Origin of the sequence: Vibrio sp. 10N.261.51.C6, from assembly GCF_041471785.1 — a bacterium.
Lineage (GTDB): Bacteria > Pseudomonadota > Gammaproteobacteria > Enterobacterales > Vibrionaceae > Vibrio > Vibrio crassostreae_C.
Genome location: NZ_JBFRPB010000007.1, coordinates 116,635 through 136,972, shown reverse-complemented (window position 1 = coordinate 136,972; position 20,338 = coordinate 116,635). Strand labels below are relative to the sequence as shown.

Genomic DNA, 20,338 nt, shown 5'->3' with positions numbered 1-20,338 from the left:
GGTGTTGTAGCTAAAATCTTTGCATAAGATTTGACGAACCACTAGTAAAAAGGGCATCATTTGATGCCCTTTTTCTGCGCTAAAAAAAGAGTTGGATGTTTTGACATCGATTTTTGCTCTTAGCAAAGAATTAAACGGTCTTTTTGACTAAAATGACTGTTAGATGTGTTGTTTTGCAACGCAAAGGAATGTGCCCTGCAACAGCGGGGTTATTGTCGTCTATATTTAAGACTTATCACAGGTTGGTTTTATGAAAGCAAACGCTGAAACTCCTGATAGCTCAGGTGCAGCAGATACAATGAAGTGGATTGTCGCTTTTGTTCTGTTGGCTGCTGCTGTTGTGGGTAATTACCTGTATGGTGAATTGTCTGTTGTAATTCGCGCTGCAGGTGTAGTTGTGCTGATTGCTGCCGCACTAGGCGTTGCAGCAACAACAACTAAAGGTAAAGCTGCGATCGATTTTGCAAAAGAATCTCGTATGGAGATTCGTAAAGTTGTTTGGCCTACTCGCCAAGAAACTATGCAAACTACATTGATCGTTTTAGCTGTATGTATTGTTATGTCTCTAGTGCTTTGGGGAATTGACGGCATTATGGTCCGTCTAGTTTCTCTAGCAACTGGGGTGTAGAGGGTTCTGATTCATGAGTGAAGCTCCAAAAAAACGTTGGTATGTAGTTCAAGCCTTTTCTGGCTTTGAAGGTCGTGTTGCACAGTCGCTACGCGAGCATATTAAAATGCACAACATGGAAGAACTATTTGGCGATGTGCTAGTACCTACTGAAGAAGTAGTGGAAATGCGTGCAGGCCAACGCCGTAAAAGTGAACGTAAATTCTTCCCTGGCTACGTATTAGTTCAAATGATCATGAATGATGAATCATGGCACTTAGTACGCAGCATTCCGCGTGTTATGGGCTTCATTGGTGGTACCTCTGATCGTCCTGCACCAATCACTGATAAAGAAGCTGATGCTATCTTGAACCGTCTAGAGAAAGCGAGCGAGTCTCCACGTCCTAAGACAATGTTCGAAGCGGGTGAAGTGGTTCGTGTGAACGATGGTCCATTTGCTGACTTCAACGGTACTGTTGAAGAAGTAGATTACGAGAAAAGCCGCATTAAGGTATCTGTATCGATCTTTGGTCGTGCAACACCGGTTGAGCTTGAATTTGGTCAGGTTGAAAAACTGGACTAATACTCTTACCTTTTGAGCAAGTTGTGGATAAATAGTTCATAAGCTGTTCAAAATTAAAGAGTATAAAAAATCACCTTTTTAGGGTTGTTAAAGGCGCGAATTATGATTATAATTTCGCGCCTTTTTGCTTCTGTGGAAGTAAAAAAGAGTTAATTGAAATTATGGGGAGCTCGCCTTACGGCTGGCGCATGTACCCAAATATTAGGAAATATCATGGCTAAGAAAGTTGAAGCTTATATCAAACTGCAAGTTGCAGCTGGTATGGCAAACCCAAGTCCACCGGTTGGTCCTGCTCTAGGTCAACACGGCGTGAACATCATGGAATTCTGTAAAGCGTTCAACGCAAAAACAGAATCTGTTGAGAAAGGTCTACCTACTCCAGTAGTTATTACTGTTTACAACGACCGTTCTTTCACGTTCGTAACTAAGACTCCACCTGCTGCTGTTCTTCTTAAGAAAGCTGCTGGCGTTAAGTCTGGTTCTGGTCGTCCAAACACTGAAAAAGTGGGCACAGTAACTGACGCTCAAATCCAAGAAATCGCAGAAACTAAAGCTGCTGATATGACTGGTGCTGACATCGAAGCAATGAAGCGTTCTATTGCTGGTACTGCTCGTTCAATGGGCCTAGTGGTAGAGGGATAAGATCATGGCAAAACTTACTAAGCGTATGCGCGTAATCCGCGACAAAGTTGACTCAACTAAAGAATACGAAATCAACGAAGCTGTTGCTCTTCTAAAAGAACTAGCGACTGCTAAATTCGTTGAGTCTGTAGACGTTGCTGTTAACCTAGGCATCGATGCTCGTAAATCTGACCAAAACGTTCGTGGCGCAACTGTGCTACCTCACGGTACTGGCCGTGACATCCGCGTTGCTGTTTTCACTCAAGGTGCAAACGCAGAAGCTGCTAAAGCTGCTGGCGCAGATATCGTTGGTATGGAAGATCTTGCTGAGCAAGTGAAAAAAGGCGAAATGAACTTCGACGTAGTTGTTGCTTCTCCAGATGCAATGCGTGTTGTTGGTCAACTAGGTACAATCCTAGGTCCACGCGGCCTTATGCCAAACCCTAAAGTTGGCACTGTAACTCCTAACGTTGCTGAAGCGGTTAAGAACGCTAAAGCTGGTCAGGTTCGTTACCGTAACGACAAGAACGGCATCATCCACACTACTATCGGTAAAGCATCTTTCGAAGCTAGCCAGCTTCAAGAGAACCTAGAAGCACTTCTAGTTGCTCTTAAGAAAGCTAAGCCTTCTTCAGCTAAGGGTACTTACCTGAAGAAAGTAAGCATCTCTACTACGATGGGTGCTGGTGTTGCTGTTGATCAAGCTAGTCTTGATACTCAAGCAAACTAATTTGCTTAGGCGCAGATTTAGTGTATACTTCTGCGCCTAATATTTGTGGTTGGGTGGTTTTAAAGCAATTTGAAATCATCTATCCCAAGACCGTAGGCGCTGTCGATTTTCATTAGATTATTGATAGCTTAATAAAACCTACGTAGGCGATGTTGTGGTTTGAAGTGGATTTATTCATTTTTAAATAACATCGTAAACGCTCAATACATTTTGTATTGGGTGCTGTAATCACAACCAGAGGTTAATCCAAATGGCTTTAAATCTTCAAGACAAAAAAGCAATTGTTGCTGAAGTCAACGAAGCTGCCAGTGGTGCACTTTCTGCAGTTGTAGCTGATTCTCGTGGCGTTGAAGTTGGCGCAATGACTTCTCTACGTAAACAAGCTCGCGAAGCGGGTGTTTACATGAAAGTTGTTCGTAACACACTAGCACGCCGTGCGGTTCAGGGTACAGACTACGAGTGTCTAGTAGACACTTTCACTGGTCCAACTCTGATCGCGTTCTCTAACGAGCACCCAGGTGCTGCAGCGCGTCTTTTCAAAGACTTCGCTAAAGAGAACAAAGATTTCGAGATCAAAGCTGCTGCATTTGAAGGCGCAGTTACTGATGCTGAAGTACTAGCGACACTACCAACTTACGACGAAGCTATCGCACGCCTAATGATGTGCATGAAAGAAGCTTCTGCTGGCAAGCTGGTTCGTACTATCGCTGCACTACGTGACCAAAAAGAAGAAGCAGCGGCTTAAGCCTTGCTTTTCACTGGTTGCAAATTAAACTTATTGTTGACTTAAAAGAGAATTGTTATGTCTATTACTAACGAGCAAATCCTAGACGCAGTTGCAGAAATGTCTGTAATGCAAGTTGTTGAGCTTATCGAAGCTATGGAAGAGAAATTCGGCGTTTCAGCTGCAGCTGCAGTTGTAGCTGGTGGCGCAGCTGGCGGCGACGCTGCTGCTGAGCAAACTGAATTCGACGTAATCCTAACTGCTGCTGGCGCTAACAAAGTACAAGTTATCAAAGCTGTACGTGGCGCAACTGGCCTAGGTCTTAAAGAAGCTAAAGGTCTTGTAGACTCAGCTCCTGCAGCGCTTAAAGAAGGCGTTGACAAAGCTGAAGCTGAAGCTCTTAAAGCACAGCTAGAAGAAGCTGGCGCTTCTGTTGAAATCAAGTAATTATTACTTAATTTCATAGCCGCAAGGCTAATGGCTGGTGGTTTATTAACCACCGGCCTTTTTGCGCTGTAGGGCTATGACGAAATTTCCGCTGTTTAACCGTCATAATCCGAGCAAAAAAACAGTCATTTTTTCGAAATGATTGTTCACTACCACTAAACAGCTGTTTGTCACCACCCCCTCTGAAGAGTGTTTTGGGTGGTTTGGGTCACTTATCAGCGAGCTGAGGAACCCCATGGTTTACTCTTATACCGAGAAAAAGCGCATCCGTAAGGATTTTGGTACTCGTCCACAAGTTTTGGACATTCCATACCTGTTATCGATCCAGCTTGATTCTTTCGACAAATTCATCGAACAGGATCCAGAAGGTCAATACGGTCTTGAAGCTGCTTTCCGTTCTGTATTTCCAATTCAGAGCTACAACGGCAATTCTGAGCTGCAATACGTTAGCTACCGTCTTGGTGAGCCAGTTTTTGACGTTAAAGAATGTCAAATCCGCGGTGTTACTTACTCAAAGCCACTACGCGTAAAACTACGTCTAGTTATCTTTGATCGAGATGCACCAGCAGGTACTGTAAAAGACATTAAAGAACAAGAAGTCTACATGGGCGAAATTCCGCTTATGACAGACAATGGTACTTTCGTAATTAATGGTACCGAGAGGGTTATCGTATCCCAGCTGCACCGAAGCCCAGGCGTGTTCTTCGACAGTGATAAGGGTAAGACCCACTCATCAGGTAAAGTTCTTTATAACGCACGTGTAATTCCTTACCGTGGCTCATGGTTAGACTTTGAGTTCGATCCTAAGGATAACTTATTCGTACGTATCGACCGTCGTCGTAAGCTACCAGCATCGATTATTCTTCGTGCACTTGGTAAATCGACTGAAGAGATCCTAGATCTGTTCTTCGACAAGGTGAACTTCGAAGTTAAAGACCAAACTCTTCTTATGGAGTTGGTTCCTGATCGTCTACGTGGTGAAACTGCGTCATTCGACATCGAAGCAAACGGAAAAACTTACGTTGAGACTGGTCGTCGTGTTACTGCTCGTCATATCCGTCAACTTGAAAAAGATGGCGTTGAGCACATCGAAGTACCAGTAGAGTACATCGTTGGTAAAGTTGCATCTAAAGATTACATCAATGAAGCAACTGGCGAGATCATCGTTGGCGCGAACCAAGAGATTAGCCTAGAAGCACTTGCTAACCTGTCTCAAGCAGGTCACAAGGCTCTACAAACTCTGTTCACGAATGACCTAGATCACGGTCCATTCATGTCAGACACTCTACGTGCAGATAGCACAGTAGATCGCATCTCTGCATTGGTAGAAATCTACCGCATGATGCGTCCTGGCGAGCCACCAACGAAAGAAGCTGCAGAGTCTCTATTCGAAAGCCTATTCTTCTCTGAAGAACGTTACGACCTATCAACTGTAGGCCGTATGAAGTTCAACAGCTCTATCGAGCGTGAAGAAGAAGAAGAGCGCGGTACTCTGGATGAATCAGACATCATCGAAGTGATGAAGAAACTGATTGGTATCCGTAACGGTATTGGTGAAGTGGACGATATCGACCACCTTGGCAACCGTCGTATCCGTTCTGTAGGTGAAATGGCAGAAAACCAATTCCGTGTTGGTCTAGTTCGTGTAGAACGTGCCGTTAAAGAGCGCCTAAGCCTTGGTGACCTTGATGCAATCATGCCTCAAGATCTTATCAACGCTAAGCCGATCTCTGCTGCAGTTAAAGAATTCTTTGGCTCTTCACAGCTTTCACAGTTCATGGACCAAAACAACCCATTGTCAGAAGTTACGCACAAACGTCGTATCTCTGCTTTAGGTCCTGGTGGTCTTACTCGTGAGCGCGCAGGCTTCGAAGTACGTGACGTTCACGTAACTCACTACGGTCGTCTATGTCCGATCGAAACGCCTGAAGGTCCAAACATCGGTCTAATTAACTCACTATCTGCGTTTGCACGTTGTAACGATTACGGTTTCCTAGAAACTCCGTACCGTCGTGTAGTAGATGGTGTAGTAACAGAAGAAGTTGATTACCTGTCTGCAATCCAGGAAGGTCAATTCGTAATCGCGCAAGCAAACACCATTCTTACTGAAGAAGGTACGTTTGCAGATGAGCTAATCACAGCTCGTCAAAAAGGTGAATCTGGTCTTCACCCACGCGATCACGTTGACTACATGGACGTTGCGACAAACCAAGTAGTATCTATCGCTGCTTCGCTTATCCCGTTCCTAGAACACGATGATGCGAACCGTGCATTGATGGGTGCCAACATGCAACGTCAAGCTGTACCAACACTTAAGGCTGATAAGCCTCTAGTAGGTACTGGTATCGAACGTAACATCGCAGTTGACTCTGGTGTTACAGCGGTTGCTAAACGTGGTGGTCAAGTTCAGTCTGTAGACGCTTCTCGTATCGTAGTTAAGGTTAACGAAGATGAATTGGTACCTGGCGAAGCTGGTATCGATATCTACAACCTAACTAAGTACACGCGTTCGAACCAAAACACATGTATTAACCAACGTCCAACTGTACTTCCTGGTGAACCAGTTGCACGTGGCGATGTTCTTGCTGATGGTCCTTCAACAGACCTTGGTGAACTAGCTCTTGGCCAAAACATGCGTATCGCATTCATGCCTTGGAACGGTTACAACTTCGAAGACTCGATCTTAGTATCTGAGCGCGTAGTTCAAGAAGACCGTTTCACGACAATCCACATCCAAGAACTATCTTGTGTGGCTCGTGATACTAAGCTGGGTTCTGAAGAGATCACAGCTGATATTCCAAACGTAGGTGAGTCTGCTCTGTCTAAACTAGACGAGTCAGGTATCGTTTACATTGGTGCTGAAGTTAAGGGTGGCGACATCCTAGTTGGTAAAGTAACCCCTAAAGGTGAAACTCAACTGACTCCTGAAGAGAAGCTACTACGTGCTATCTTCGGTGAGAAAGCATCTGATGTTAAAGATACTTCTCTACGTGTACCAAACTCTGTTTCGGGTACTATCATCGATGTACAAGTCTTCACTCGCGATGGCGTAGAGAAAGACAAGCGTGCACTTGAAATCGAACAGATGCAGCTTAAAGAAGCTAAGAAAGACCTAACTGAAGAGTTCCAAATTCTTGAGGGTGGCCTTCTTAACCGTGTTAAAGCTGTACTTCTGTCTGGTGGTTACTCTGAAGCTAAGCTTGATACTATCGGTCGTAAGCAATGGCTAGAGCAAGTTCTAGAAGACGATGCGCTACAAACACAGCTTGAGCAACTTGCTGAGCAGTGGGATGAGCTAAAAGCAGACTTCGATAAGAAGTTTGAAACTAAGCGTCGTAAAATCACTCAAGGTGATGATCTAGCGCCTGGCGTTCTTAAGATTGTTAAAGTTTACCTAGCGGTTAAACGTCGTATCCAGCCTGGTGATAAGATGGCCGGTCGTCACGGTAACAAAGGTGTAATCTCTAAGATTAACCCTGTTGAAGACATGCCATACGATGAGAAAGGTCAGCCTGTAGACATCGTACTTAACCCGCTGGGTGTACCATCGCGTATGAACATCGGTCAGATCCTAGAAGTTCACTTAGGTTTGGCTGCGAAAGGTATCGGTGACAAGATCAACCAAATGGTTAAGGAACAACAAGAACTGCATAAGTTCCGTGAGTTCCTACAGAAGGTTTACGATCTTGGTGATACTCGTCAGAAAGTTGATATTGCTGAACTGTCTGATGATCAAGTTCGTACACTGATCAAGAACCTACGTGGCGGTCTACCGATTGCTACTCCTGTGTTCGACGGTGCTTCTGAGTCTCTAATCAAAGAACTACTTAAACTGGGTGATCTGCCAGAATCTGGTCAGCTTAAACTGTTTGATGGTCGTACTGGTGATTCGTTTGAGCGTCCTGTAACTGTTGGTTACATGTACATGCTGAAACTGAACCACTTGGTTGATGACAAGATGCATGCTCGTTCAACTGGTTCTTACAGCCTAGTAACTCAGCAACCACTTGGTGGTAAAGCTCAGTTCGGTGGTCAGCGTTTCGGTGAGATGGAAGTATGGGCACTAGAAGCATACGGTGCTGCATATACTCTACAAGAAATGCTAACAGTTAAGTCAGATGACGTTAACGGCCGTACTAAGATGTATAAGAACATCGTAGACGGTAACCATAGCATGGAACCTGGTATGCCTGAGTCGTTCAACGTACTGTTGAAAGAGATTCGCTCGCTAGGTATCAACATCGAGCTAGAAGACGAAGAGTAATCCCTCCTTCTTTTTAAAAGAAGATAGGATTATTTGGTAAAAGGGAGCTTGCTACAGCAGTGAGCTCCTTTAACTCCTTACAGGAGCTGAATGTGAAAGACTTATTAAACTTTCTAAAAGCACAGCATAAGACCGAAGAATTTGATGCAATCAAAATCGGTCTATCTTCACCAGACATGATCCGTTCATGGTCTTTTGGTGAAGTTAAAAAGCCGGAAACAATTAACTATCGTACGTTCAAACCTGAACGTGATGGTCTGTTCTGTGCACGTATTTTTGGTCCAGTTAAAGACTACGAATGTCTTTGTGGCAAATACAAGCGCCTGAAGCACCGTGGTGTTATCTGTGAGAAGTGTGGCGTTGAAGTTACACAAACTAAAGTTCGTCGTGACCGCATGGGCCACATCGAGCTAGCTTCACCAGTTGCTCACATCTGGTTCCTAAAATCACTGCCGTCTCGTATCGGTCTACTAATGGATATCCCTCTACGTGATATCGAACGTGTTCTTTACTTCGAGATGTACGTAGTAACTGAACCAGGTATGACTGATCTAGAAAAATCTCAGATGCTTACTGAAGAAGAGTATCTGGATCGTCTAGAAGAGTGGGGTGACGAATTTACTGCTAAGATGGGTGCTGAAGCGATCAAAGATCTGCTTGCAACAATGGACCTTCATCAAGAAGTGGAAGAAATGCGCGAAGAGTTAGAAACGACTAACTCAGAAACTAAGCGTAAAAAAGTTACTAAGCGCCTGAAGCTAGTTGAAGCGTTCATTGCATCGGGTAACGATCCGCAATGGATGATTCTGACTGTACTTCCGGTTCTGCCGCCAGATCTACGTCCTCTAGTACCACTAGATGGCGGTCGTTTTGCGACTTCAGATCTGAACGACCTTTACCGTCGTGTGATCAACCGTAACAACCGTTTGAAGCGTCTTCTAGAGCTAGCTGCTCCGGACATCATCGTACGTAACGAAAAGCGTATGCTGCAAGAGTCTGTTGATGCACTTCTAGATAACGGTCGTCGTGGTCGTGCTATCACTGGTTCTAACAAGCGTCCTCTGAAATCTCTTGCTGATATGATCAAGGGTAAACAAGGTCGTTTCCGTCAGAACCTTCTAGGTAAACGTGTAGACTACTCTGGCCGTTCTGTAATCACAGTAGGTCCATACCTTCGTCTACATCAGTGTGGTCTTCCTAAGAAGATGGCACTTGAGCTATTTAAGCCGTTCATCTACAGCAAGCTAGAAACTCGTGGCATGGCTACGACAATCAAAGCTGCTAAGAAGATGGTAGAGCGCGAAGAAGCTATCGTTTGGGATATCCTGGACGAAGTAATCCGCGAACACCCAGTATTGCTTAACCGTGCACCTACACTTCACCGTCTAGGTATCCAAGCGTTTGAACCAGTACTAATCGAAGGTAAAGCGATTCAGCTTCACCCACTAGTGTGTGCGGCATACAACGCCGACTTCGATGGTGACCAAATGGCGGTACACGTGCCTCTAACTCTAGAAGCACAGCTTGAAGCACGTACACTGATGATGTCGACGAATAACATTCTGTCGCCAGCGTCAGGTGATCCGATCATCGTACCTTCTCAGGACGTTGTATTGGGTCTTTACTACATGACACGTGACAAGATCAACGTGAAAGGCGAAGGTATGTACCTTGCTGGCCCTGCTGAGGCTGAAAAGGCATACCGTACTAAGACTGCTGAGCTACACGCTCGCGTTAAAGTACGTATCACCGAGACTGTAGTAGACGAAGATGGTAACAGCACTACTGAAACGAAGATGGTTGATACAACTGTCGGCCGTGCAATGCTATGGCAAATCGTTCCAGCTGGCCTACCGTACAGCATCGTTAACCAAAAGTTAGGTAAGAAGCAGATCTCTACTCTTCTTAACGAGTGTTACCGTAAGCTTGGTCTAAAAGATACAGTAGTATTTGCTGACCAAATCATGTACGCAGGTTTTGCATACGCTGCACTTTCTGGTGTTTCTGTAGGTATCGACGATATGGTTGTACCTCAAGCGAAATACGATGAAATTGAATCTGCTGAAGAAGAAGTTCGCGAAATCCAAGAGCAATTCCAATCTGGTCTTGTTACTGCGGGTGAGCGTTACAACAAAGTTATCGATATCTGGGCATCTACGAATGACCGCGTTGCGAAAGCAATGATGGACAACCTATCTTCTGAAACAGTTATCAACCGTGACGGCGAAGAAGAACAGCAAGAATCGTTCAACAGCATCTACATGATGGCCGACTCGGGCGCACGTGGTTCTGCAGCTCAGATTCGTCAGCTAGCAGGTATGCGTGGTCTGATGGCGCGTCCAGATGGTTCAATCATCGAAACGCCGATCACAGCGAACTTTAAAGAAGGTCTAAACGTCCTTCAGTACTTTATCTCAACGCACGGTGCTCGTAAGGGTCTTGCGGATACAGCACTGAAAACAGCAAACTCGGGTTACCTAACTCGCCGTCTAGTAGACGTTGCTCAAGACGTTGTAGTACACGAACATGACTGTGGCACGCATGAAGGTATCGACATGATGCCTCACATCGAAGGTGGTGACGTTAAAGTTGCACTTTCTGAGCTTGCTCTAGGTCGTGTAGTAGCTGAAGACGTTCTTAAGCCTGGTACTGAAGATGTACTGATTCCACGTAATACTCTGATTGATGAGAAGTGGTGTCAAATCATGGAAGACAACTCAGTAGATAGCATGAAAGTGCGCTCTGTTGTTACCTGTGATGCAGACTTCGGTTGTTGTGCACAGTGTTACGGTCGTGACCTAGCACGTGGTCACCTAGTGAACCAAGGTGAAGCAGTTGGTGTTATCGCTGCACAATCTATCGGTGAACCGGGTACACAGCTAACGATGCGTACGTTCCACATCGGTGGTGCGGCATCTACTGCAGCAGCAGAGAACAGCATCCAAGCTAAGACAACTGGTACTGTGAAACTTCACAATGCTAAGTTCGTAGTTAACAAAGATAAGAAACTGGTTATCACTTCTCGTGCATCTGAGATGACGATTATTGATGAATTCGGCCGTACTAAAGAGAAGCACAAACTTCCTTACGGTTCGATGCTAACCAAAGGCGACAACGCAGCAGTTACTGCTGGTGAAGTTGTAGCTAACTGGGAAGCGCATACCATGCCAATCATCACTGAAGTGGCAGGTCGTATCCAATTCGTAGATATGATCGATGGTATTACAGTTTCTCGTCAAACTGACGATCTAACGGGTCTTTCTTCAAGTGAAGTTACAGACGCAGCAGCTCGCCCAGCAGCAGGTAAAGATATGCGTCCAGCTATCAAACTTGTTGATGAGCAAGGTAACGACGTAATGATCCCTGGTACAGAGATGCCAGCTCACTACTTCCTACCTGGCAAAGCGATTGTAAACATCGAAGATGGCGCTGAAGTTGGCATTGGTGACACACTATCTCGTATCCCTCAAAAATCGAGCGGAAACAAAGATATCACCGGTGGTCTACCACGCGTAGCTGACCTATTCGAAGCTCGTAAGCCTAAAGAGCCTGCGATCCTTGCTGAGCACACAGGTACTGTGTCTTTCGGTAAAGAAACGAAAGGTAAGCGTCGTCTAGTAATCACTCGTGAAGGCGGTGACGCTTACGAAGAGATGATTCCTAAGCATCGTCAATTGAACGTGTTCGAAGGTGAGAAGATTGAACGTGGTGATGTAATCGCCGACGGTCCTGAAACTCCACACGATATCCTGCGTCTACGTGGTATCCACGCAGTAACTCAGTACATCGCGAACGAAGTTCAAGAAGTTTACCGCTTACAAGGCGTAAAGATTAACGATAAGCACATCGAGACTATCGTTCGTCAAATGCTACGTAAGTGTACAATCACTCATTCTGGTGACTCTCCGTTCCTACCTGGCGAACAAGTTGAGTACCACAATGTTAAGATTGCTAACCGTAAGCTAGAAGCTGAAGGTAAAGAACTAGTACGTTTCGAACGTGATCTACTAGGTATTACTAAAGCATCTCTTGCAACTGAGTCATTCATCTCAGCTGCATCGTTCCAAGAAACGACTCGCGTACTAACAGAAGCTGCGGTTTCTGGTAAGCGTGATGACCTTCGCGGTCTGAAAGAGAACGTAATTGTTGGTCGTCTGATCCCAGCTGGTACTGGTTTCGCATACCACCAAGAGCGTCAAAAACAACGTGAAGAAGAGCAAGAAGGTCCTTCAGCTGAACAAGCTACTGACAATCTAGCAGCACTTCTAAACGCTGGTTTCTCTTCAGAAGAGTAAGCTCTACGAGTAGTCTCTAAGAGATAAGAAAAAGGCACCTTCGGGTGCCTTTTTTGTATCTGGCGTATTGGTATTTAGCTATGACTTATAAAGTGATAGGTGTGCTTATCTAGCTGGTGAGGTTGGATTTATGTCCTGAAGAGTGCTCTTTGAGGCCAGTAAGATAAAGGGTAGAGATGACTAGGCTGATTAGGGCTGTAACCATATGCTTATGGCTAAAGGTCAGGGCGAGCGAGTAAGCTCTGTCTGAAAGGTTCTGGGTAGTTTGGATAACCTTATAGACAAAACAAAAAGCTTGCACAGAGGCAAGCTTATTAAGGATTCGGCTAACTAAGCGCCTGGTGGAATCGCTAAACTGTCTGCAATAAGCTGGATAAGATTATCTTCTACTTCAAAACGTAGTTCGAGTAGTTCACCTACTTTGGACATATCTCCTTCGAAGTTAGGCAACTCATCGTCTGCATTTACTTTAACGTACTTATCATTGAATTCTAGAAGCGGCTCGGTTGTAAGTACGATCTTCGCGTAAGTTGTATCAATCTCGTCATTGGTTTTAAAGCCTGTTGCTTGCCATTTTTTCATGACCATATCGTAGATCTTAAAATGACCCTCTGAGATATAATCGACAACATGATCACAGAATGAGCTTATTTCTTTAGGGGAAGGGAGTTCAACAACGTTTGATTGCCCGTTGCTAGCTGGCTGCAGGGCACCTAGCTTACAATACTCAACGATTAGAGACTGTCGAGTTTCGAGCCAATGATCGATGACCTCATTAGAGCCACCCCATTGTTCTTGTATTTGTTTGAATTTATTTAGCATGACCATGTCCTCATGATCTGATCACAACCTTGTGATCAAGTAATTGCCTAAGCAGGGTCCGTTTTATTGGTAGCTACTAAAAGTAATAGCTTGAAATATTCTCTGCTACAACTCTAGTATGAAATTAGATTGCCAGTAAAATGAACGAACTGCAAGCAATGAGGCATAGGGATGTTAAAAAAAAGTGATAACAAAATGACAGAGCAAGCTTATTGGTGCGTCGTTTCTGGTAGTGATATTTGGGTTAATAATGATCAGTTTCCGTTTGGCTCTGCTGAAGAGCTTGGGCTGAGTGTGGAGCATGCAATCTGTATTGGTCAGCATCAAGGTCGCAAGGTGTATTGGCTCAACGATTGTGATGTGGAGAATGAGCTGAGCATGGTCAGCCTAAGAGAGTTACTACACTGGCCCGAAGAGAGTTTCTTGACTGCAAGCAAAGCCATCCAATATGGGCATATGACTCAAAGTATGCGTTTTTGCCCTCAGTGTGGTGGTCGAAATCATCTCAATCATAACCAGGTGGCGATGCAGTGTGGAGATTGCCGCACGCTTCACTACCCCCGTATCTTCCCGTGCATCATTGTCGCTGTACGAAACGACAACAAGATATTGCTTGCACAGCACCCAAGACATAAAACAGGCATGTATACCGTGATAGCGGGCTTCCTAGAGGTCGGAGAAACCTTAGAGCAGTGTGTGGCAAGAGAAGTCAAAGAAGAAACGGGTATCGATGTCGATAATATTCGTTATTTTGGCAGCCAGCCATGGGCGTTTCCATCAAGTATGATGATGGGCTTTCTTGCAGATTATGCTGGTGGTACGCTCAAGCCTGACTACAGCGAGCTATCGGATGCTCAATGGTTTGACGTAACAAGCCTACCTGATGTTGCTCCTGTTGGAACCATTGCGAGACAGTTGATTGAGAAAACCGTTGATGACGTGATGAAAGATGGTGTGACGGAGCAGATGCTAGAGCACTAATTTGCCTGTAATAGTATTTGGCCTATGGGTGGTCAAAAGCGAAAAAAAACCCTCCACAAGTGGAGGGGGTAAGTAAGATGTCGTTATGAGATGCTGAGTAGTGACTACTCAGATGTTATAATTGTAATTTTCGCTAGCGAACAAATTTTTAACATGCTCCCGTAATTGGGTGCAAATTAAGCATTGATTTAAAAGTTAATAACTTGATCTAGGTTGCAAAGCACACAGCTTTTACCCTTCAATCAGTGTTAGAATACTTGCCATCAAAACTAGACAAGATTGAATTGGAATTTAACGGAATGACCGAATTAAAAAACGATCGCTATTTACGCGCACTTTTAAAACAGCCTGTTGATTACACACCGGTATGGATGATGCGCCAAGCTGGCCGCTATCTTCCTGAGTACAAAGCAACGCGCGCTGAAGCGGGCGATTTCATGTCTTTGTGCAAAAACGCGGAACTGGCATCCGAAGTAACACTTCAACCTTTACGTCGTTTCCCGCTTGATGCGGCAATCTTGTTCTCAGACATCCTAACTATCCCTGATGCAATGGGCTTAGGTTTGTACTTTGAAACAGGTGAAGGCCCTAAATTTGAGCGTCCTATCACGTGTAAAGCTGACGTAGAGAAGATTGGCCTACCAGATCCAGAAGGTGAGCTTCAATACGTAATGAATGCCGTTCGTCAGATCCGTAAAGACCTGAAAGGCGAAGTGCCACTGATTGGTTTCTCTGGTAGCCCATGGACTCTAGCGACATACATGGTTGAAGGTGGAAGCTCTAAAGCATTCACTAAGATCAAGAAGATGATGTACGCAGAACCACAAACGCTGCACCTGCTTCTAGACAAGCTGGCTGACAGTGTTATCGAATACTTGAACGCGCAAATTAAAGCGGGTGCTCAATCGGTAATGGTATTTGATACATGGGGTGGTGTACTGACTCCTCGTGACTACAACCTATTCTCACTGCAATACATGCACAAAATCGTTGATGGCCTAATCCGTGAAAACGAAGGTCGTCGAGTACCGGTTACTCTGTTCACTAAGAACGGCGGCATGTGGCTTGAGTCTATCGCAGCAACAGGTTGTGATGCGGTTGGTCTAGACTGGACAATCAACATCGCAGATGCAAAAGCTCGCATCGGCGACAAAGTTGCTCTGCAAGGTAACATGGATCCTTCAATGCTTTACGCTCAACCTGAACGTATTCGCGAAGAAGTGGGCAGCATCCTTGAAGGCTTCGGTGACGGTGGTACAGGTCATGTATTTAACCTAGGCCACGGTATCCACTTAGATGTACCGCCAGAGAATGCTGGTGTATTCGTTGACGCTGTTCACGAATTGTCTAAGCCTTACCACAAGTAATTCTGAGTAAGATTATTGAAAGCGCTGTTGGGAAACCAACAGCGCTTTTTTATTGTCTGAAATTGGCATTTGATGGCGGTTTAATCTTATTGTGTGCAGTTAATCAGGCATTTGGATCATGGTAGGGCAAATGCTCTGAGATGTGTTTCCTGATATAAGGAATGACTTCATTTTCAAACCAAGGGTTCTTCTTGAGCCAGATATTATTGCGTGGCGAAGGGTGGGGTAATGGAAAAAGCTCAGGCGCCCACCTTTGCCAATCACGCACGATTTCGGTCAATGTGCTGGTGGTTTTGTTTGTTAGGTAATGGTTTTGTGCGTACTGGCCAATCAGCAGTGTCATTTGAACATTGGGTAGAGATTGCAGCACTTTGTTGTGCCAAAGCTCCGCGCACTCTTTGCGTGGTGGAAGATCACCACTTTTCCCTTTCCCCGGATAACAAAACCCCATAGGCACAATCGCGACTTTTTGCTCGTCGTAAAAAGTATCGCTATCTATCCCTAACCATCCTCTTAATCGTTCGCCACTGGCGTCATTCCAAGGGATCGACGACTCATGCACCTTGATACCCGGCGCTTGACCTATGATCAGCAAGCGCGCGTTTGGATGCGCTTGAATCACCGGGTTGGCACCGTGTGATAGGTGAGGCTCACAAGCTCGGCATTGTCGAATCTCTTTAAGTAACGAAGAGGACATCAGTAACCTTTATCAAAATCGATGACATGATTAAGTGTAAAGCCATCTCGCCACTGTTTGTAATTCTCTGCGAAGATCTCGACTACTTGTCTTGGCTCACTGAGTGCAGCGATGTGTGGAGTGATGGTGACTTGCGGTAGTTTCCAGAAAGGATGTTCCTGAGAGAGGGGTTCACTTTCAAACACATCTAAAAATGCGTGTTCTACCCATCTGTTTTTTATGGCGAGCAACAAGGCTTTATTGTCGATGCTTTCCCCTCGACCGACATTAAACAGCAACACATTAGAGCAGTAACCTAACGTGGTTTGGTTCAACAGCTGATAGGTTTCAGCGGTTGATGGCAAGGTGTTGACCACAATATCGGCCTGCTTAAGGGCAGCCTCTATCTCATTGATGTGGAAAGTCTCTTTAAAGGTTTCTTGTTTGGATGGGATGCCGGTACGGTTGACACCTATGGTATGAATACCAAAAGCCGCCGCGGTTTTTGCCAAATGACTGCCGATTGAACCTGTTCCTAAAATCACCATAGTTTTGTCAGTTAGGCTAGTATAAAGCTGTGGCTGCCAGTTTCGTTGTTGTTGATGCTGGTGGTAATGAGGGAAGTGTCTACAGTGACTGATTGTGTAACCCAATACGTATTCTGCGATAGCCGGACCAAAGATGCCTTTGACGTTGGTTAGCGTATAGTCCTGACGCAGATCTGGCTGAGTGAGTTTATTGGTTCCGGCATAGGTACTCTGTACCCAGTCTAGCTCTTTAAACTCGCCGAGGCGCTCTGCGATTAGAGGTGGTGACGCCAAGACAATCTGTGCTGATTTGGGGTTTTGAGTGATTTCTAGGTCGGGTAAATCCTGGTTTAGAATCAGTTGCGTATAGGTATCGTCATGCTCAGTAAGAATATAGAGCTTATTCGTAAAATTGTTCATCGGCTTACCTTTTCCCCCCAGGGTTTATCAAGTACACTTTCGCTGTCTTTTTCTGCAATTATTGAGTGACTATGCTTCAGAATCCACTGCAGGTTCGTCTTGAAAAGTTAGAACCTTGGCAACAAATTACCTTTATGGCGTGTCTATGTGAGCGTATGTACCCTAACTATGCCATGTTTTGTGAGAATACAGAATTTGCGGAAGCTCGAATCTATCGTGATGTTTTGGATAGCATTTGGGAAATCCTGACGGTTAAAACAGCAAAGGTGAACTTTGAGCGTCAACTTGAGAAGGTTGAAGAGCTATTCCCTAGCGGTGATGATTTTGATTTTTATGGTGTTTACCCAGCAATGGACGCATGCCAAGGCCTAGCAACGCTAATTCATGGTCTGCTTGACCGTGAACATATGTTGGAAGCGGTAATTAAAGTGAGTCAACAATCGGTGAAGACGGTTGCTGAGCTTGAGTTTGCTCAAGGCGCTGAAGAAGTGACGAACGAAAACCAGAAAGAAAACGAAGCGGTATGTGAAGAGTGGGACGTTCAGTGGGCCATTTTCCGACCTTTACGTGAAACGACTGAGCGTGACTTAGAGTTGATCAAAGACCTACGCCACGAACTGCGTGAAGACCCAGTCAGTAACATTGGTGTTGCGCTATAATTCGCAATTGCACCAAGGTACGAATAAAAACAAAGGCTCCCTAGGGAGCCTTTGTTGTATCTGACGGTATCAAATTTAGATTAAGCGTCTTTTTGTCTTCGTTCTACACTTTGTCTTTTGATGCGTCGTCGTCATTCGTTGATTTTGCATCTGAAGAGTCGTTGTCTGCTGGAGTTTCTTCCTCGTCCTCGTCATCGCGGTTTTCGATAACACCGTGTGTCTCTTTCCACTTCTCCCAGCGTTGGAACGCCAGTTCTTGCATGTCAGTCGTCTTATCCGCTTCGTCGACAATCTCTTCGCCCACTAGGTGCTCAAAGATGTCTTCTAGGGTGATGATGCCCTGAATAGTGCCGTATTCGTCCACAATTAAAGACAGTTGCAGGCGGTTTGCCATCATCTGGTCAAAGGCCTTAGCCAAGCCCATGTTGTTCAGCAACACGTGGATAGGGCGCATTACTTCACCCAAAGCTTTCTCACCACAACCGGCTTGCTGCAATCTAAACAGCTCTAAGCGGTGAACAAAACCGATGATGTTGTCACTCTGCTCGCTGTAAACCAGCGGACGTGAGAATGGCGTGTCTTTATGTTGTTCTAGGAACGTATTCACACTCATTTCCGCATCAACACGGAATACCACTGGGCGCGGCGTCATTACCTGAGTCACGGGTACATCTTGAATACCCAGTAGGTTGCTCAGGATTTTTGACTCGCCTTCTGCAAATTCACCGCTCTCTTTTGCCAAAATCGCCATTGCAGATAACTCATCACGCATTTTTGGTGCTTGGTGGCCACGAGCAAGACGTTTGGTGATCTGTTCTGAGAACCAGACAAACGGTGTTAGGAAGAACACCATCCAACGAAGCACGCTTGCCGAAGCAGGAGCAAGTTGACGCCAGTAGGTTGCACCAATGGTCTTTGGAACAATCTCAGATAATACCAAGATACCTAGCGTTAGCACGGCAGAGAAGACACCTAACCATTGGCTACCAAAAACGACAGCCGCTTGTGCACCTGCTGTCGCAGCACCGATAGTATGGGCGATGGTGTTGAGCGTTAAAATTGACGCAAGCGGGCGGTCAATATCTGTTTTCAGTTTGTCTAAAGACTCTGCTGCAGGGTGTCCATTTTGTTTTAGTTGAGCAATGTAGCTCGGACTAATACTCAAAAGTACAGCTTCCAAAACAGAACAAATGAAAGAAACTCCAATAGCAATGGAGACGTAAATAGATAGCAGCAGCATGTTTGCCCTTAAATTAAATTGTACGCTTTAGCAGCGATTCAGCGTGGATTATAGTGAAAAAGTAGTGGCTAGGTCATCATTAATTTTGCTCTCAGCCCCTTTTAAACAAGGGCTTGCTTAATAAAATCAGTAACAAATTGTGAGTTATTACTCATATTATGGCTAAAACTACGGCATTAGAGCTAAAGATCGACGACAAACCTTTGCCAGATGGGGCATTTATGTTTTAGAGTGAATTGAATTCAAAAATACAAAGAAGGGAAACCTAAAATGAACAAGACTCAATTAATCGACTTTATTGCTGAAAAAGCGGACCTTTCTAAAGCACAAGCTAAAGCTGCTCTAGAAGCGACTCTTGGCGGTGTTACAGATGCTCTTAAAGATGGCGATCAAGTTCAGCTAATTGGTTTTGGTACTTTTAAAGTAAACCACCGTGCAGCTCGCACTGGTCGTAACCCAAAAACTGGTGATGAGATCCAAATCGCTGCTGCAAATGTTCCAGCATTTGTTGCAGGTAAAGCGCTGAAAGATTCAGTGAAATAATCTAAACTGTACCGAGGTAGTCGTATTCCACCTCGGTACAGGTTTTTATGAAAAAAGCATTTCTTCTCGTTTCACTATTATCTACATTTCTTATTGGCTGTTCTTCAACAAGCCCTCGCAAAAACCTAGAGCAATTTGAAACTCACACTGGCGGCCAAGTCATGGGCGACGCGACGAGTTTCTACTGGGTTACAAACAAGCTAACACAACCTCATACTTCAGCTGACTACGTCACTGTCGGCGATTACGGCTGGTACCAAACTGATTATGCTTGGTCAGAAGGCGTGCTTCGTGAATTCATTCGTGAAGGCGAGCAGCGTAACTCTTCTAATGAGCTGGTTCCCTATCGAGTCCATGTGCGTTTCAATAAGTCAGGCGAAGCTGTGTATCAACAGTATCGTATTGATAGCAAAATCTTACCTATCCAAGCCAAGCAGCTTGAAAACTATCAGAAAGAAGCGACGTCGGTTCTAGAGACCACAACGAAGCAGCATGATGAAGGGCTTAGGCTGATTCAGGGTTACTGGAATGGCAGCTCTTTTAAAACGTGCGCTGGTGGTGAGTTTGATCGCATTGAATTTAACCAGACCTTGCCAGGCTTCGTGATTGACCGATTGGCGTCTGTGGAAAGCTATGCGGCGTTTCTTGGCAGTGACTTACTCGGTAAGATGAGCGTGGAAGAGTTACTGATGCTAGCTGAAGACAGCCATGATTGTGTCGTTAGGCCATCATTGTTGAAAGAATAGCGAGTAATCAAAGGATTGAGAGTATTTGGCCTACTGTAGGCCAAGTGCTGATTTGTCTGTACAGACGCGGATTCCTAGAAAGATTG

General features: G+C 45.0%; 17 protein-coding genes. 13 read left to right on the top strand and 4 right to left on the bottom strand.

Annotated elements, in window-relative coordinates; all coding sequences use genetic code 11:
* Positions 1–250: 250 nt before the first annotated feature.
* From secE to rpoC, 8 genes are all read left to right on the top strand, one after another.
* On the top strand, positions 251–628 hold the full coding sequence (gene secE, locus AB4375_RS01530; RefSeq protein ID WP_010435558.1) for a preprotein translocase subunit SecE: 378 nt from the start codon (positions 251–253) through the stop codon (positions 626–628).
* 13 nt (positions 629–641) lie between these two features.
* Positions 642–1,190 (top strand): transcription termination/antitermination protein NusG, encoded by a 549-nt coding sequence (gene nusG / locus AB4375_RS01525; protein ID WP_010435556.1) that lies wholly within the window; start codon positions 642–644, stop codon positions 1,188–1,190.
* Positions 1,191–1,403: 213 nt separating this feature from the next.
* Positions 1,404–1,832 carry a 50S ribosomal protein L11 gene (gene rplK / locus AB4375_RS01520; protein WP_026084318.1) on the top strand — a complete coding sequence of 143 codons (429 nt, stop codon included), beginning with the start codon at positions 1,404–1,406 and terminating at the stop codon, positions 1,830–1,832.
* Between the two features lie 4 nt (positions 1,833–1,836).
* Complete coding sequence (rplA, locus tag AB4375_RS01515) at positions 1,837–2,541, top strand: 50S ribosomal protein L1 (protein WP_017068866.1); 705 nt, start codon at positions 1,837–1,839, stop codon at positions 2,539–2,541.
* A gap of 250 nt (positions 2,542–2,791) precedes the next feature.
* Entirely contained in the window at positions 2,792–3,286 is a 495-nt protein-coding gene (rplJ, locus tag AB4375_RS01510) for a 50S ribosomal protein L10 (protein ID WP_017060524.1), read from the top strand.
* A gap of 57 nt (positions 3,287–3,343) precedes the next feature.
* Positions 3,344–3,712 carry a 50S ribosomal protein L7/L12 gene (gene rplL, locus AB4375_RS01505; protein WP_017060525.1) on the top strand — a complete coding sequence of 123 codons (369 nt, stop codon included), beginning with the start codon at positions 3,344–3,346 and terminating at the stop codon, positions 3,710–3,712.
* A gap of 235 nt (positions 3,713–3,947) precedes the next feature.
* Positions 3,948–7,976: a DNA-directed RNA polymerase subunit beta gene (rpoB, locus tag AB4375_RS01500; protein WP_017060526.1), complete on the top strand. Its 4,029-nt coding sequence runs from the start codon at positions 3,948–3,950 to the stop codon at positions 7,974–7,976.
* Between the two features lie 92 nt (positions 7,977–8,068).
* Positions 8,069–12,271, top strand: coding sequence for a DNA-directed RNA polymerase subunit beta' (gene rpoC / locus AB4375_RS01495; protein ID WP_017068865.1), 4,203 nt, complete (start codon positions 8,069–8,071; stop codon positions 12,269–12,271).
* Positions 12,272–12,601: 330 nt separating this feature from the next.
* On the opposite strand, the gene AB4375_RS01490 is transcribed toward rpoC, so the two are convergent.
* Positions 12,602–13,099, bottom strand: coding sequence for an Rsd/AlgQ family anti-sigma factor (locus AB4375_RS01490; protein ID WP_032546263.1), 498 nt, complete (start codon positions 13,097–13,099; stop codon positions 12,602–12,604).
* Positions 13,100–13,264: 165 nt separating this feature from the next.
* On the opposite strand from AB4375_RS01490, the gene nudC reads away from it, so the two are divergent.
* Both nudC and hemE read left to right on the top strand, forming a co-directional pair.
* Positions 13,265–14,074: an NAD(+) diphosphatase gene (nudC, locus tag AB4375_RS01485; protein ID WP_017068864.1), complete on the top strand. Its 810-nt coding sequence runs from the start codon at positions 13,265–13,267 to the stop codon at positions 14,072–14,074.
* Between the two features lie 299 nt (positions 14,075–14,373).
* Positions 14,374–15,441, top strand: a complete 1,068-nt coding sequence (gene hemE / locus AB4375_RS01480; RefSeq protein ID WP_017060530.1) for a uroporphyrinogen decarboxylase — start codon at positions 14,374–14,376, stop codon at positions 15,439–15,441.
* Between the two features lie 103 nt (positions 15,442–15,544).
* On the opposite strand, the gene AB4375_RS01475 is transcribed toward hemE, so the two are convergent.
* Together AB4375_RS01475 and AB4375_RS01470 are read right to left on the bottom strand one after the other, a co-directional pair.
* Positions 15,545–16,138: a uracil-DNA glycosylase family protein gene (locus tag AB4375_RS01475; RefSeq protein ID WP_372050897.1), complete on the bottom strand. Its 594-nt coding sequence runs from the start codon at positions 16,136–16,138 to the stop codon at positions 15,545–15,547.
* Positions 16,138–17,064 carry a D-2-hydroxyacid dehydrogenase gene (locus AB4375_RS01470; RefSeq protein ID WP_372050896.1) on the bottom strand — a complete coding sequence of 309 codons (927 nt, stop codon included), beginning with the start codon at positions 17,062–17,064 and terminating at the stop codon, positions 16,138–16,140. The genes AB4375_RS01475 and AB4375_RS01470 overlap by 1 nt, the downstream gene beginning before the upstream one ends.
* 71 nt (positions 17,065–17,135) lie before the next feature.
* Here AB4375_RS01470 and AB4375_RS01465 point away from each other — a divergent pair, with 71 nt between their 5' ends.
* Positions 17,136–17,723 (top strand): YjaG family protein, encoded by a 588-nt coding sequence (locus tag AB4375_RS01465; RefSeq protein WP_017062699.1) that lies wholly within the window; start codon positions 17,136–17,138, stop codon positions 17,721–17,723.
* Between the two features lie 103 nt (positions 17,724–17,826).
* Here AB4375_RS01465 and AB4375_RS01460 read toward each other — a convergent pair whose 3' ends face one another.
* Positions 17,827–18,963, bottom strand: a complete 1,137-nt coding sequence (locus tag AB4375_RS01460; protein WP_372050895.1) for a CNNM domain-containing protein — start codon at positions 18,961–18,963, stop codon at positions 17,827–17,829.
* A gap of 270 nt (positions 18,964–19,233) precedes the next feature.
* On the opposite strand from AB4375_RS01460, the gene hupA reads away from it, so the two are divergent.
* Both hupA and AB4375_RS01450 read left to right on the top strand, forming a co-directional pair.
* Entirely contained in the window at positions 19,234–19,506 is a 273-nt protein-coding gene (gene hupA, locus AB4375_RS01455; RefSeq protein ID WP_004729753.1) for a nucleoid-associated protein HU-alpha, read from the top strand.
* Between the two features lie 47 nt (positions 19,507–19,553).
* Positions 19,554–20,252 carry a DUF1481 domain-containing protein gene (locus AB4375_RS01450; RefSeq protein WP_137001879.1) on the top strand — a complete coding sequence of 233 codons (699 nt, stop codon included), beginning with the start codon at positions 19,554–19,556 and terminating at the stop codon, positions 20,250–20,252.
* Positions 20,253–20,338 lie beyond the last annotated feature (86 nt).

Coding starts and splice junctions, on each gene's coding strand:
- secE (WP_010435558.1), top strand. CDS start 251: ATGAAAGCAAACGCTGAAACTCCTGATAGCTCAGGTGCAGCAGATACA.
- nusG (WP_010435556.1), top strand. CDS start 642: ATGAGTGAAGCTCCAAAAAAACGTTGGTATGTAGTTCAAGCCTTTTCT.
- rplK (WP_026084318.1), top strand. CDS start 1,404: ATGGCTAAGAAAGTTGAAGCTTATATCAAACTGCAAGTTGCAGCTGGT.
- rplA (WP_017068866.1), top strand. CDS start 1,837: ATGGCAAAACTTACTAAGCGTATGCGCGTAATCCGCGACAAAGTTGAC.
- rplJ (WP_017060524.1), top strand. CDS start 2,792: ATGGCTTTAAATCTTCAAGACAAAAAAGCAATTGTTGCTGAAGTCAAC.
- rplL (WP_017060525.1), top strand. CDS start 3,344: ATGTCTATTACTAACGAGCAAATCCTAGACGCAGTTGCAGAAATGTCT.
- rpoB (WP_017060526.1), top strand. CDS start 3,948: ATGGTTTACTCTTATACCGAGAAAAAGCGCATCCGTAAGGATTTTGGT.
- AB4375_RS01490 (WP_032546263.1), bottom strand. CDS start 13,099: ATGGTCATGCTAAATAAATTCAAACAAATACAAGAACAATGGGGTGGC.
- nudC (WP_017068864.1), top strand. CDS start 13,265: ATGTTAAAAAAAAGTGATAACAAAATGACAGAGCAAGCTTATTGGTGC.
- hemE (WP_017060530.1), top strand. CDS start 14,374: ATGACCGAATTAAAAAACGATCGCTATTTACGCGCACTTTTAAAACAG.
- AB4375_RS01475 (WP_372050897.1), bottom strand. CDS start 16,138: ATGTCCTCTTCGTTACTTAAAGAGATTCGACAATGCCGAGCTTGTGAG.
- AB4375_RS01470 (WP_372050896.1), bottom strand. CDS start 17,064: ATGAACAATTTTACGAATAAGCTCTATATTCTTACTGAGCATGACGAT.
- AB4375_RS01465 (WP_017062699.1), top strand. CDS start 17,136: ATGCTTCAGAATCCACTGCAGGTTCGTCTTGAAAAGTTAGAACCTTGG.
- AB4375_RS01460 (WP_372050895.1), bottom strand. CDS start 18,963: ATGCTGCTGCTATCTATTTACGTCTCCATTGCTATTGGAGTTTCTTTC.
- hupA (WP_004729753.1), top strand. CDS start 19,234: ATGAACAAGACTCAATTAATCGACTTTATTGCTGAAAAAGCGGACCTT.
- AB4375_RS01450 (WP_137001879.1), top strand. CDS start 19,554: ATGAAAAAAGCATTTCTTCTCGTTTCACTATTATCTACATTTCTTATT.